General features: G+C 36.8%; 15 protein-coding genes. All 15 read left to right on the top strand.

The genetic code is table 11. From position 1 onward, the window contains the following. Positions 1-108 precede the first annotated feature (108 nt). Positions 109-621, top strand: a complete 513-nt coding sequence (gene accB / locus AC1DOS_RS11425) for an acetyl-CoA carboxylase biotin carboxyl carrier protein (RefSeq protein ID WP_477537603.1) — start codon at positions 109-111, stop codon at positions 619-621. 10 nt (positions 622-631) lie between these two features. Next, the gene (gene accC / locus AC1DOS_RS11420; RefSeq protein WP_108586819.1) at positions 632-1,984 is read left to right on the top strand and encodes an acetyl-CoA carboxylase biotin carboxylase subunit; all 1,353 of its coding nucleotides are present in this window, start codon (positions 632-634) and stop codon (positions 1,982-1,984) included. 15 nt (positions 1,985-1,999) lie between these two features. Beyond that, positions 2,000-2,407, top strand: a complete 408-nt coding sequence (locus tag AC1DOS_RS11415; RefSeq protein ID WP_108586818.1) for an Asp23/Gls24 family envelope stress response protein — start codon at positions 2,000-2,002, stop codon at positions 2,405-2,407. Positions 2,408-2,536: 129 nt separating this feature from the next. Further along, positions 2,537-2,926 (top strand): transcription antitermination factor NusB, encoded by a 390-nt coding sequence (gene nusB / locus AC1DOS_RS11410; protein ID WP_477537602.1) that lies wholly within the window; start codon positions 2,537-2,539, stop codon positions 2,924-2,926. A 19-nt stretch (positions 2,927-2,945) separates the two neighbouring features. After that, a complete protein-coding gene (folD, locus tag AC1DOS_RS11405; RefSeq protein ID WP_477537601.1) occupies positions 2,946-3,806 on the top strand; it encodes a bifunctional methylenetetrahydrofolate dehydrogenase/methenyltetrahydrofolate cyclohydrolase FolD in 861 nt (286 codons plus the stop codon). Between the two features lie 90 nt (positions 3,807-3,896). Beyond that, positions 3,897-5,255: an exodeoxyribonuclease VII large subunit gene (gene xseA / locus AC1DOS_RS11400; RefSeq protein ID WP_477537600.1), complete on the top strand. Its 1,359-nt coding sequence runs from the start codon at positions 3,897-3,899 to the stop codon at positions 5,253-5,255. After that, entirely contained in the window at positions 5,252-5,494 is a 243-nt protein-coding gene (locus tag AC1DOS_RS11395; protein ID WP_477537599.1) for an exodeoxyribonuclease VII small subunit, read from the top strand. Before xseA ends, AC1DOS_RS11395 begins: the two co-directional genes overlap by 4 nt. After that, positions 5,491-6,372, top strand: a complete 882-nt coding sequence (locus AC1DOS_RS11390; RefSeq protein WP_477537598.1) for a polyprenyl synthetase family protein — start codon at positions 5,491-5,493, stop codon at positions 6,370-6,372. The genes AC1DOS_RS11395 and AC1DOS_RS11390 overlap by 4 nt, the downstream gene beginning before the upstream one ends. A gap of 93 nt (positions 6,373-6,465) precedes the next feature. Then, positions 6,466-8,370 (top strand): 1-deoxy-D-xylulose-5-phosphate synthase, encoded by a 1,905-nt coding sequence (gene dxs / locus AC1DOS_RS11385; protein WP_108586812.1) that lies wholly within the window; start codon positions 6,466-6,468, stop codon positions 8,368-8,370. Beyond that, the gene (locus tag AC1DOS_RS11380; RefSeq protein WP_477537597.1) at positions 8,367-9,185 is read left to right on the top strand and encodes a TlyA family RNA methyltransferase; all 819 of its coding nucleotides are present in this window, start codon (positions 8,367-8,369) and stop codon (positions 9,183-9,185) included. The genes dxs and AC1DOS_RS11380 overlap by 4 nt, the downstream gene beginning before the upstream one ends. 101 nt (positions 9,186-9,286) lie before the next feature. Continuing rightward, entirely contained in the window at positions 9,287-9,736 is a 450-nt protein-coding gene (ahrC, locus tag AC1DOS_RS11375; RefSeq protein WP_108586810.1) for a transcriptional regulator AhrC/ArgR, read from the top strand. 15 nt (positions 9,737-9,751) lie between these two features. Further along, on the top strand, positions 9,752-11,446 hold the full coding sequence (gene recN, locus AC1DOS_RS11370; protein ID WP_477537596.1) for a DNA repair protein RecN: 1,695 nt from the start codon (positions 9,752-9,754) through the stop codon (positions 11,444-11,446). 112 nt (positions 11,447-11,558) lie between these two features. Then, on the top strand, positions 11,559-12,518 hold the full coding sequence (locus AC1DOS_RS11365) for a SpoIVB peptidase S55 domain-containing protein (protein WP_477537595.1): 960 nt from the start codon (positions 11,559-11,561) through the stop codon (positions 12,516-12,518). A gap of 262 nt (positions 12,519-12,780) precedes the next feature. Beyond that, positions 12,781-13,572, top strand: a complete 792-nt coding sequence (gene spo0A / locus AC1DOS_RS11360; RefSeq protein WP_477537594.1) for a sporulation transcription factor Spo0A — start codon at positions 12,781-12,783, stop codon at positions 13,570-13,572. Between the two features lie 587 nt (positions 13,573-14,159). After that, positions 14,160-14,635, top strand: a 476-nt coding sequence (locus AC1DOS_RS11355) for a glycerophosphodiester phosphodiesterase (RefSeq protein WP_477537593.1), incomplete at its 3' end; no start/stop codon positions are given.

Below are 14,635 nucleotides of genomic sequence, written 5' to 3'. Positions count from 1 at the left end.
GGTTAGTACCAACTCTTAAAGAATTTTGGGTTATCTATTTCAAATTTTCTCAATAACGACTAAAATAGAATAGGAACCTAATTCGATACATGGTAAGGGGAGTTATGAATGTTAAAAATACAAGAAATACGTGAAATTATTAAATTAATTGATCATTCATCTATTGATGAGTTTAGTTACGAAGCAGAAGGTACAAAAGTTAAACTCAAAAAGAACAGTGTACAAGGATCAACTGAACAAGTTGTATCTCAAGTTAAACCTGTAGCACCAGTTGCTATTGCACCGGTAACAGTAGAAACTACACAAGCACCAGCAGCAATAACTACAAATGAATCAGCAGCACATGCAGAGCTGAATGAATCAGCTGTGAATGACGAATCTCTTCATAAAATCAAATCTCCAATGGTAGGAACATTCTACGCATCTTCTTCACCAGATTCTCAAGCATTCGTGCAAGTAGGGGATAAAGTGAATGATGATGGTATCGTATGTATCGTGGAAGCGATGAAATTATTCAATGAAATCGAAGCAGAAGTGACTGGCGAGATTGTAGAAATTTTAGTAAAAGATGGACAACTCGTAGAGTACGGCCAACCTCTGTTCTTAGTAAAAGCGAACTGAGGGGGAATACATGATGAAAAAAGTATTAATTGCAAACCGTGGTGAAATTGCGGTTCGTATTATTCGTGCGTGTAAAGAGTTAGATATCGAAACAGTTGCAGTTTATTCAGAAGCAGATCGAGATGCATTGCATGTGCAAATGGCTGACGAAGCGTATTGTATTGGACCACATCTTTCGAAGGATAGCTATTTAAACTTTAGCAATATTATTAGTGTAGCAAAATTAACTGGATGTGACGGAATTCACCCGGGTTATGGCTTTTTAGCTGAAAATGCTAATTTCGCTGAGCTATGTGAACAATGTAATATCACATTTATTGGTCCAACTTCAGATGCCATTTCTCGAATGGGTACGAAAGACGTAGCACGTGAAACAATGCGAAAAGCAGGTGTCCCTGTTGTACCTGGATCTACAGGCATTGTCGCAGATGAAAACGACGGTTTGGAAATCGCTCGTAAAATCGGCTTCCCAGTCATCATTAAAGCAACTGCTGGTGGTGGGGGTAAAGGGATTCGCGTAGCGCGTACAGAAGAAGAGTTGGTTAAAGGTATTCAAATTACTCAAAAAGAAGCTGCAGCTGCTTTTGGTAATCCCGGCGTTTATATTGAGAAGTTTATTGAAATCTTCCGCCATGTAGAAATTCAAGTTTTAGCAGATAGTTTTGGCAATGCCATTCATTTAGGTGAACGTGATTGTTCAATACAACGTCGTATGCAAAAACTCGTAGAAGAAGCACCTTCACCAGCACTTTCCCCTGAGATTCGTCATCAAATGGGAGAAGCAGCTGTAAAAGCAGCTCTTGCTGTTAACTACCGAAGTGCTGGTACGGTTGAATTTATATTTGACCACATTAATCAAAAGTTTTACTTTATGGAAATGAATACACGTATTCAAGTTGAACATCCTGTTACTGAAATGGTGACAGGTATTGATTTAATTCAACAACAATTAAAAGTAGCTTCTGGTGAAACATTAGCGTTTACACAAGATGATGTGAAAATTAAAGGGTGGGCAATTGAATGCCGAATTAACGCAGAAAACCCGAATAAAAATTTCATGCCTTCTGCAGGTAAAATAGAAATGTATTTAGCCCCAGGTGGGTACGGTGTACGAGTGGATTCTGCGATGTATTCAGGTTACAGCATACCTCCATACTATGACTCAATGGTCGCAAAACTAATTACTTTTGCGGATACACGTGAAGAGGCAGTGGCCAAAATGAAACGTGCACTGAGTGAATTTGTGATAGATGGCGTTCATACGACTATACCTTTCCATGCGAAACTAATGGATCACGAAGTATTTAAATCAGGCGATTTTGATACCAAGTTTTTAGAGAAATATGATGTAATGAATTCGTAAGAAAGGATGATTCGAATGGCTGACAAAACAGCAACAGCTTATTTACAAATGACTCCTGCAGGTAAAGAAGTGTTAGGTAAGATTGAAGTAGCACCAGAAGTTCTTGAAGTTATTGCTGGAATTGCGACAACTGATGTGGAAGGCGTTGCCGGTACACGCGGGAGTTTTGCAACAGGTGTAGCAGAACGTTTGGGTAAAAAGGTCCATGGTAAAGGCATTAAAACTGAGTTAACGGATAAAGGGTTATTTGTAGAAATTTTCTGTACTGTGAAATACGGCGCATCCATTCCTGCAGTAGCGAAAGAAGTTCAAAATCAAGTACGTCAAGCAATTTTTAACATGACATTACTTGAAACTCAAGAAGTGAACGTTCATATTACTGGCGTTCAATTTGAGCAGTCTAAAGAAACTACAACTGAATAATTCAATACATCGTTCGGCTTGTCCGAACGATGTATTTTTTTCTGAACATTCGAACTTCCCTTCGAGTATGTCTTGTAAGGAGAAATTATGCTATGATGTGTTCGAATGCATATAAAAGGAGACTATCCCATGAAACGTAGAGAAGCTCGTGAAAAAGCGTTGCAAACTTTGTTTCAGTTAGAAAACACAGAGTTGACTATAGAAGATGCGATGAGCCACGTATTAGATGGCCAAAACGATTCTTTCTATGAAAAACTTGTTCGTGGCACGACTGAACATTTGGCGCAAATAGATGAATCACTTAAAACGAAATTAGAAAATTGGTCACTAGATCGTTTACCTAAAATTGAGCGAACAGTTTTACGCTTAGCCGTATTTGAATTGTTATTTATGCAAGATGCACCTGCTAAGGTTGTAATGAATGAAGCGATTGAACTTTGTAAAACATTTGGTGATGATAAATCAAGTAAGTTCGTCAATGGCGTACTATCTAAATATGCAGTTGAATCTTCTAACTGACAACAGGGGGAATTTAGACATGTCAAGTGCATTAATCAGTGGAAAAGAAATTGGACAAGAGATACGAAATGAATTAACTGAACGTATCAATACCTTGAAAAATCAAGACATAACACCTGGCTTAGCCGTTATTTTAGTAGGTAACAACTCAGCATCGAAAACTTATGTTTCCAATAAGCAAAAAACATGTGAAGCACTTGGCATGCATTCACGTTTACTTTCATTTGAGTCTGACTTAAGTGAAAATGAACTGATTGAAGCGATTCATTCTCTTAATCATGATCCTGAAATTCATGGGATTTTAGTCCAACTTCCACTTCCAAAACAAATTACTGAATCAAAAGTGTTAGCAGCGATATCTCCTGACAAAGATGTGGATGGATTTCATCCAATCAATGTAGGGAAAATGATGCTCGGGCAAGAAACGTTTCTACCATGTACGCCATATGGTGTCATGAAACTTCTGGAATATTCTGGTGTAGAAATTGCAGGTAAACATGCTGTCGTCATAGGYCGTAGCCATATTGTCGGTAAACCTATGGGACAACTATTACTTCAAAAAGATGCAACTGTCACATATGCTCACTCCAAAACACCCAACCTAAAAGAGATTACTTTACAAGCAGACATCCTCGTAGTTGCTGTAGGTAGAACAAAAATGATTACGAGTGATTACGTAAAAGATGGTGCTGTTGTCATTGATGTCGGGATGAATCGTGATGAAAACAATCGTCTATGTGGGGATGTAGATTTCGAGTCAGTTAAAGATAAAGCCTCATATATAACTCCAGTTCCAGGTGGGGTGGGACCAATGACCATTACGATGCTAATGGTAAACACTGTCCAATCTGCTGAAAATGAGTTACGTCAAGACAAATGAACTTAAAACAGGTAAAATAAAGGGAAGAAGCTGTTTTTCTTAGAGAAAGACAGCTTTTCTATTTCTTCTTCATGAGGAGTTTGACGACACTTGACATCAACTTCATATTTAACTGTAAAAGCTTTAACCAAATACATAAAACGAAAATTTGATGCTGATCCCCATTTGCGCAATGTTTATGTAAAAGGGGAATTATCAAATGTGAAAATACATACGAGTGGACACATTTATTTTACGATCAAAGATGAGCAAACTAGAATGCCGGCGGTGATGTTTGCTGCTCAAGCCAAACACTTAAAATTCAGACCCGAAAGCGGTATGAACATACTCCTGCAAGGTGATGTCAATGTGTATGAAGGGTCTGGCCAATATCAATTGTATGCACAATCCATGCAACCTGATGGCATTGGTGAACTGTTTATTGCCTTTGAACAATTAAAAGAAAAGTTAGCAAAAGAAGGGTTGTTCCACCCATCCAGAAAAAAACAAATCCCTAGATACCCACAAAAAATCGGTGTTATTACCGCAATTACAGGAGCGGCTATTCGAGATATCGTCACGACTTTAAGTAGACGTTATCCTCTGGCTGAAGTTATTATATTTCCAGCACTTGTTCAAGGTGTTGGTGCCGCACCCAGTATTGTCAAAGCGCTCAAAAGAGCAAACGCATGTCCTGAATTGGATGTCTGCATCGTGGGGCGGGGTGGTGGCTCGATTGAAGATTTATGGGCATTTAATGAAGAGATAGTTGCTCGCGAAATAGTGAATAGTACCATACCAATTATTAGTGCAGTTGGACATGAAACTGATACAACAATCGCTGACTTTGTTTCCGACTTACGTGCTCCTACACCAACAGCCGCAGCAGAACTCGCTGTACCGAATCAATTAGAATTATTAGAGCGCGTTACAAATAGAAAATCACAAATTGTTTCGATTATCACGGCAACCTTGTCTCAAGAGCGAAAAAGATTAACTCGCGTTATGTCGGCATACCCACTTGCTTATCCAGAGCGATTGTATAGACCTTTTGTCGAGAATTTAACGCGTGTTACTGAACAGCTTGAAAAAAGTGGACGGACCTTGGTCAATCAAAAACAACAATTGCTCAATCAACAAACGATGCGGTTGACTTTGCAAAGTCCTCAGAGATTAGTCCAACAGCATCAAAAAGGTTTACAAGACTTAGAACAACGTATGCAAGTGGCAGCTCAAAAAGGTTTACAGGCAAAAGGTCGCTCTTTTAGCAATATTATTCAATTATTAGAAGCTCTAAATCCACTAAAAATCATGGATAGGGGCTACAGCTTAACCTATCAAAAGGATCAAGTTGTAAAATCAATTGAAGACATAGATTCAGATCAACCCTTACAAATCAAATTACAAGATGGAGTCGTAATTGCATCTATAGACTCTATAATCAAAAAGTCTAAAGGAGAATCATCATGACGAAAAATACAGTATCTTTTGATCAAGCCATTCAACAACTTGAAGAAATCGTGCGCAATCTCGAACAAGGCGATGTTCCTTTAGAAGATGCGATTTCTCTTTACAAAAAAGGCATGGAATTATCCTCTGTTTGCCATGATAAATTGCATAATGCGGAGAAACAATTGATTTCCATCATGGATGAAAGTGGAGAGAAAGTGCCCTTTAATGCATCTGAAAAAGAGGATACGTCAAAATGACTACATTCCAAAGTTTTAGAGAATATTATGTTCCGAAAATAGATCAACAATTGTCGGAACAAATCTTGTCAATTGAAGCACCTGCTATATTAAAAGAGGCAATGCATTATTCACTTACTGCAGGTGGTAAACGAGTTCGACCATTATTTTTAATAGCCGTTTTAGACCTATTAAAAGTGAATCATAGTGAGGCATTAACAGTTGGAGCGACAATTGAAATGGTTCACACGTATTCCCTTATTCATGATGACTTACCGAGCATGGACAATGATGATTTTCGTCGAGGGAAATTAACGAACCATAAAGTGTACGGTGAAGCGTTAGCCATTTTAGCTGGAGACGGATTATTAACATATAGTTTTGGAGTGCTAGCTCGTTTAAAAGAAGTAACCGCTGAAAATAAATTAGAGTTAATTCATTTGTTAAGTAAATCAGCAGGTGCTGAAGGTATGGTGGGTGGTCAAGTATTAGATATCGAGAGTGAGAGAAAAATAGTCACCGTCAATGAATTGGAAACGATTCACATCAACAAAACTGGTGCACTATTGTCATTCAGTATTGAAGCAGGTGCCATTTTGGCTCGAGCAAACGACAACACTAGAAAAGCACTCACTGATTTTGGTTTCCATATTGGTCTTGCTTTTCAAATTCAAGATGACATTTTAGATATAGAAGGTACTACTGAAGAGTTAGGTAAAACTGCCGGAAAAGATGTTGCCAGTGAAAAAAATACGTACCCTGCATTATTATCACTAAATGGGGCAAAAGATAAAAGAGATTGGCACTATAACCAAGCCATTCTGTCACTTCGACAAATATCCGACGAKCCAGGTTTGTTAGACGAAATGGCTGCTTATATAGTCAATCGTAATAAGTAGGATAAAGGTTAATGTTTGTACAATCCACTGACATTGATATAATGAAATGTAATAAATTAATCAGCAAGTATTGTGTAAAGGTGTGTGACGTAGATGGATTTAAATACAATAACAGATCCATCCTTTATTAAAAATTTATCACAAGATGAATTATTGAACTTGAGTGAAGATATTCGTTCGTTTTTAATTGAAAAATTATCGGTCACAGGTGGACATATCGGTCCTAACTTAGGTGTGGTCGAACTAACTGTATCTCTTCACCGTATTTTCAATAGCCCTGATGATAAGTTTATTTGGGATGTAGGACATCAAGCGTATGTCCATAAAATATTAACTGGTAGAGGAAATCAATTTGACACACTTCGTCAATATAAAGGATTATGCGGATTTCCAAAGCGTATAGAGAGTGAACATGATGTCTGGGAGACTGGACATAGTTCTACTTCACTGTCTGCTGCTATGGGTATGGCAGCTGCTCGAGATATCAAAAATGACAAAAATCATATCATTCCGATTATCGGAGACGGTGCATTAACTGGTGGTATGGCTTTAGAAGCTCTAAACCATATTGGACATGAAAAGACGGACATGATTGTAATATTAAATGATAATGAAATGTCAATTGCACCAAACGTTGGAGCCCTTCATACGATCTTGGGGAAACTTAGAACAGCCGGGAAATATAACAAGGCAAAAGATGAATTAGAATACTTGTTAAAGAAAATTCCAGCAGTCGGTGGTAAGCTAGCTGCTACTGCAGAACGAGTTAAGGATAGTTTAAAATACTTACTCGTATCCGGTATCTTTTTTGAGGAGCTTGGGTTTACTTATCTAGGCCCAATTGATGGACATAATTATGATGATTTACAAGAAACATTATTAAATGCAAAAAAAATGAAAGGTCCGGTTTTAGTTCATGTCCTAACGAAAAAGGGCAAAGGATTCCGACCTGCTGAAGAAGATAAAATCGGCACATGGCATGGTACGGGCCCTTATAAAATGGAAACAGGTGCTTTTGTTAAATCTTCAACTACTGCCCCTTCATGGAGCGGATTAGTGGCTGAGACTGTTCGTAAACTGGCCCGAGAAGATGAACGCATTGTTGCCATTACTCCAGCTATGCCTGTTGGTTCAAAGTTGGAAGGATTTGCTTCTGAATTTCCTAAGCGTATGTTTGATGTTGGAATAGCTGAACAACACGCTACAACCATGGCTGCAGGACTAGCAACACAGGGAATGAAACCATTTTTAGCGATTTATTCAACTTTCTTACAACGTGCTTATGATCAAGTTCTTCATGATATTTGCCGTCAAAATTTAAATGTCTTTATTGGTATCGATCGGTCTGGCCTTGTAGGTGCAGATGGCGAAACACATCAAGGGGTATTTGATATCGCATTTTTACGTCATTTACCAAACATGGTCATCATGATGCCAAAGGATGAAAATGAAGGTCAGCATATGGTGAACACAGCCATTGAATACAATGATGGTCCAATCGCTTTGCGTTACCCAAGAGGTAATGGTCTAGGTGTACCAATGGACGCTGAATTACGAGTGATTCCTATAGGCTCATGGGAAGTGTTAAGAGAAGGGACCGACGCGGCTATATTGACATTTGGGACAACCATTCCATTGGCTTTAGAGGCAGCAGATCGCTTAGCAAAACAAGGCATTCAAGTTGAAGTAATTAATGCACGATTTATTAAACCACTTGATGTGCATATGTTGCACCAATTAGTGAACCGGGACCTTCCATTATTCACTGTCGAAGAAGCCGTTTTACAAGGTGGATTTGGAAGCAGTATCTTAGAATTCATGCAAGATTATGATTATACAGGAATATCAGTAAACCGTATGGGAATACCTGATCAGTTTATTGAACATGGAAATGTTGATGAATTATTAAATGAAATTCATCTCACTGCAGACGAATTAGTAATACGTATCCAACAAAAAATGAAAAAAATTGGCAAGGCTGGTACTCACGCATTATGATTAAAACCCCAAAAGAAAGAGTCGATGTTTTACTTGTAGAACGTGGACTTTGTGAAACTAGAGAAAAAGCAAAACGGGCGATTATGGCCGGGACTGTTTATACAAATGAAGTTCGTCTTGAAAAGCCTGGTGAAAAAATCTCAAGCGATTCCCCACTTCAAGTAAAAGGGAAAGAAATGCCTTATGTAAGTAGAGGTGGCTTAAAACTTGAAAAGGCACTTAGTTATTTTCAAATTGATGTTAAAGATAAGTTAATGTTAGATATTGGGGCTTCTACTGGTGGGTTTACAGATTGTGCTCTGCAAAACGGAGCGCGACATTGTTATGCACTGGATGTTGGCTACAATCAACTGGCTTGGAAAATCCGTCAAGATGAAAGAGTAACCGTCATGGAACGTACCAATTTCCGCTATGTCACAGGAGTCGATTTAGCTGAAGGTTTACCTGAATTTGCAACGATTGATGTTTCGTTTATTTCACTAAAACTCATTTTACCTGTCTTAAAAACATTACTTGTGCCAGGAAGTGATGTAATAGCACTCGTGAAACCACAATTTGAAGCAGGAAAAGCGAATGTTGGTAAAAAAGGTGTCGTACGCGATGCTAAAATCCATACCAAAGTGTTAGAAACAATTGCCGCCTTTTCCCAAGAAGTAGGTTTCACACTTAAAAATGCTTCGTTTTCACCCATAACAGGTGGAGAAGGTAACATTGAATTTTTATTCCATTTAGTTGCTACTGAAACAAATGAGACGCAATTTACTGAAGAACAACTTAAACAAATTGTGCGTGATGCACATCAACAACTAACATGAAACGGCCTACGATAGGCCGTTTTTTTCTTGTACGGATGAGAAGTAAATGGTACGATATGAATAATTAAGTATAATTATTCATTTTTTAGGAGTGAACTTTGATGAACAAGGGCCAAAGACATATAAGGATACGCGATATTATTGCCAATCATGAGATTGAAACGCAAGACGATTTAGTAGAAATCTTGAAAAATGCTGGATACAATGTTACTCAAGCGACAGTTTCTCGTGATATAAAAGAACTTCATTTAGTAAAAGTACCATTGCAAGATGGTCGCTATAAATATAGCTTGCCTGCTGATCAACGATTTAATCCTATGCAAAAATTACACCGCGCACTAACTGATGCTTTTGTAAGTATTGATGGAGCAAGTCATTTTTTAGTAATGAAAACTTTGCCAGGAAATGCGCATGCCATAGGTTCATTAATTGATCATCTTGATTGGAAAGAAATATTAGGGACAATTTGCGGTGATGATACCTGTTTAATTATTTGCAAAGATACAACTGAACGTGACTTAATTAAAACAAGATTGCTCGAGATGCTTTAAAAGAGGTGATACTTTGTGTTAAAAGAATTATCTATTAAAAACTTTGCCATAATAGAGGAAGTATCTGTGAGCTTTTCAGATGGATTGACGGTTCTCACTGGTGAAACTGGTGCAGGTAAATCAATCATAATTGATGCTGTTCATTTACTTGCAGGTGGAAGAGGATCACAAGAATTTATCCGTCATGGTGCCAAAAAAGCGGAACTTGAAGGCTTGTTTTATATACAAAACGCTCAGCATCCAGTATTCCAAAAATTACAGGATGTAGGAATTGAAGCTGATGATGATTCTGTTATCTTAAGACGAGATATTAATGATCATGGGAAAAGTGTCTGTCGGGTTAATGGCAAGTTGGTCACTATAGCCATTTTGAGAGAAATTGGTGGTTCATTAATTGATATTCATGGACAACATGAAAGCCAAGAGTTAATGGATGAACGACTACATATTTATTTACTTGATCAATTTGCAGGAAATAAAATTCAAAAGGCCAAGGAAAGTTATTCAGGTCTCTTCCAAAAGTACATGAAATTAAAAAAAGAACTAGCTTCAGTCAGTGACAATGAACAACAAATTGCTCAAAGAATTGATTTATATCAATACCAAATCAATGAAATAGATGCTATCGAATTAATTGATAACGAAGATGAAGATCTTCAATCAGAACGTAAAAAGTTCCAAAATTACCACAAAACGTTTGAACGAATTTCAGCGGCTCAAGAAGCTCTAAATGGAGAATCAAAAGGGCTTGATTGGATAGGTAATGCTATGAGTGAGCTTGAAGATATTGCTTCTTTTGATGAATCGTACAAAGAACAAGCAGAACTTGTATCGAATTCATTTTATTCCCTTCAAGAACTGTCATATCAACTGAAAAGTGAAATTGATGAATCAGAGTTTGATGAAGAACGTTTAAATGTCATCGAAGATAGATTAGCTGCCATCCAATCGCTAAAAAGAAAATACGGTAATTCGATTACAGAAATTTTTGCTTACCGCAAAAAAATTGGTGAAGAGTTAGATGCACTTATGAATCGCGATGAACGTATTCAACAACGACAAAAAGCACTTGAACAAGTCGAAAAAGATTTGGAAATTGATGCTAAAGAATTAACGATCTATCGCAAAAAAGCTGCGAAAAGTTTAAGCGAAGCTATTGTCCTTCAATTACGTGAATTATTTATGGAAAAAGCAACGTTTGAAGTGGTTTTTAAACCCTCTTCTATTTTTGACAAAAATGGTAAAGACGATGTGTCATTTTATATGTCAACAAATGTTGGAGAGCCAGCAAAACCGATTTCGAAAATCGCTTCTGGCGGTGAACTTTCACGTATGATGCTAGCGCTAAAAGGAATATTCTCTAAACATCAAGGGATTACATCTATTATTTTTGACGAAGTGGATACGGGAGTTAGCGGACGAGTTGCACAAGCAATTGCTGAAAAAATTGCTAATATCTCTCGTTCTTCACAAGTACTTTGTATTACTCATCTTCCTCAAGTTGCCGCAATGGCGGATCAACAATTATTAATTGAAAAAGAAGTTATGGGTAAACGGACGATGACTAAATTAACTGAAGTTACTGGCCAGTATCGTGTACAAGAATTAAGTCGTATGATGTCTGGTTCAGAAATTACAACGTTAACATTGGAGCATGCAACGGAATTGCTCTCAATTGCGGAACAAAGAAAAAAATTATCTCATGTATAGAATCTGGAAGCACTGCTGTATCAGCATGTGCTTTTTTTTTTCGAAATTTTACCTTTCATAACAAACCATATAAAACACATATTAAAGATATCCTGATAAATGGAGGTGAAGTATGCGATGTGTTGCTAATAAACGGTTTATTACCATTCTTTTGGGATTATTGATTGTCTTTCCAACGAGCTCTTTAGCAGCGAAAAGTGGTGATAATTTAATCCCACTTGGTCAATCGATTGGTGTGCAGTTAAAACTTGAAAATCCAACATTTGTTCATGATGTGATGATTGATGAGAAATGGTGGTTTAAAAATGGTGATCAAATAATATCACTGAATAAAAAATCAATTGAGTCCATTGCGGATTGGAAAAAAACAAGTGAAGAAAACAATGACAAGAAAGTTTCCGTCGAATTTTTACGTGAAAGTAAAAGACAAGCTGTATTAGTATCGGCAAATCAACTAGAAAGTATGCTACCGTTTTTACGGGACCATACCGAGGGAATTGGAACAATCACATATGTAAATCCTACTACAAATGAGTATGGAGCTTTAGGACATCAAATAGTGGACCAACAAATTGAACAGGCACCACCATTTTTAGGTGGCACAATCTTTTTGTCTGATATTGCACGTATTCACAAAAGCACTCCCGGAAAACCAGGTTATAAAATAGCCAAACAATCATCGATACATGTGCAGGCGGGAAGTGTTCAAGAAAATACAGTTTATGGCGTATTTGGTGAGTTGATTGATCCTGATTTACAAAAAGGTCAAGCAATTCCAACATTAAAAACCGATCACATCAAAAAAGGTAAAGCTGAAATATATACAGCAATTGAAGGCAATGACGTGCAACCGTATCAAATAGAAATAATAAAAGTCGATAAAAAGACTTTTCAATTTATTGTCACGGATAAAGTATTGATTGAAAAGACAGGCGGTATTTTACAAGGTATGAGCGGTAGTCCCATTTTACAAAATGGGAAATTTGCTGGAGCAATTACACATATGGTGGTGGATAATCCGGTTAAAGGAGCAGCCATCCCTATTCAGGAAATGATAAAAAAACAGCCATAATGAATATTTCTGACCACACTTGAAAAAGTGTGGTTTTTTTTTGATTATTTGTTATTATTAATGTAACGATTATTCGACAAAAATATAGAAAAACTTGACATTCGTCGAAAATCATCTAAATCTTCTAACTATTTACCCTTTTTATAAATGAATAAAGGGTTTACAATCAAAATGTCGAATTAACTTTACAGTGTGAAATTGGAAGAATGTCCAATAAAAACAAACATCCATGTTCGCAGATATACTTGAGGAGGAATTAGAAATGGAAAAAATAAAAGTAGCAATTGCTGATGATAATAAAGAATTGGTAAAAACACTGGAGTCATACTTATCAAGCCATCCTCAAATTGAAGTCATTACAACAGCTCCAAATGGAAAAGTTATTTTAAGTATGATGGAGAACGAATTGCCAGATGTTTTATTATTAGATATAATTATGCCTCACTTGGATGGTCTAGCAGTACTCGAAATGATGCAAGCAAACGAAAAGTTATCTAAAGTTCAAGWCATTATGTTAACTGCTTTTGGTCAAGAAGATGTTATGAAACAAGCAGTTGAATTAGGTGCTTCATACTTTATGTTAAAACCATTTGAATTTGATCGCCTAGTTAATCAGATTCTTCAAGTTGCTGGTCACAAGCAAGAAACCACTCAACGTACAAGTATTTTACAAAGCCAACCACAAGAAAAAGTGAATCAAAAAATGATTGATACAACAATTACCGCAGTCATTAAAGAAATCGGTGTCCCTGCACATATTAAAGGGTACGCATATTTACGCGAAGCAATTCACATGGTATATGATGATATTGAATTATTGGGATCCATTACAAAAGTCTTATATCCTGAAATCGGTGTTAAATTCAACACGACTTCCTCACGAGTGGAACGTGCCATTCGTCATGCAATTGAAGTCGCTTGGAACCGTGGGAATTATGAGTCCATCTCGAAAACTTTCGGCTATACCGTTCATCACTWGAAGAGCAAACCGACAAATTCAGAATTCATTGCAATGATTGCTGATAAAATTCGCTTGGAAAACATGGCGAGTTAATCATTGATATAACTGGGTTTACAGAGATGCGTAATCCTTAGAATTTAAACTAAACTTTTATTTCAAAACCAATAAACTTTTCCAAGAGTGACCAATGAATTTTAAAATTCATTGGTCTTTTTATTTTGTTGAAAAGGGTGAGGTCATGAAGTTAACTGTACTTGAATCTCTCCATTAAAAAAATTGAAAGTGCTATTAGTAAAAGTCTATTTGCTGAACTTTCTAGAATTATTGCATACTGCCAGGAAGTTGACTCTGATGTTTTTTGATTTGGAGACCAATATAGATGTTCTGTGAGAAAGTCTTATTTGACACATGACATTCGATGTATAAGGAAGCCAAGATCAATAGTCCTATTGACTTTACTCTACTTCGAAGTGGTATTTTTGAGTAATTTATTATTAAAGAACTTCAGAATTCGGCAACAAAAGATGATAATCTCTCATAGAGAACAGTAAGGGTCATTCCTAATACGAGATGATGATACATCGCAACTTTGTTTTTTACCCAGTAAAAGACAGAACTATGCATATAATAGGGAGGAGAGGGTAAAGAAAACTATACATATAGACAAGGTGTTGAAAAAAATGATAAGAGTTCCGATATATGCACATCGTGGGGCTTCTGCATATGCGCTTGAAAATTCTTCCGCTGCTTTTATGAAAGCGATTGAACTAGGAGCAGATGGTTTGGAGATAGATTTACAATTAACAAAAGATTTAGTGCCAATCGTTACACATGACTTGGATTTTTGGCGGTTAGCGAGAATTCGTAGAAATGTATCGACGATGACCTTCGAGGAAGTTAGTAAATTAAAGTTAGGGACTTCTATCTTAAGATTAATTAATGGGAAATCTGTATTAACATTTGATGATGTATTAACCTTTGCTGCAAACAATGGATTAGCCCTCAATGTGGAATTAAAAGAAACGTTTATTGACGCACCGGAACAAGTTAATTTGTTATTTAAAAGAACATATTCTCATCTAAACATTCATTTTTCATCATTTCATTATGAGGTACTTGAGCGAATTAAACAGTGTAACCCCATGCTGCATACAGC

Source organism: Paenisporosarcina sp. P5_A11 (assembly GCF_056400705.1).
Note: the sequence above shows the minus strand (reverse complement) of the source record. Positions and strands in the feature narration are given on the sequence as shown.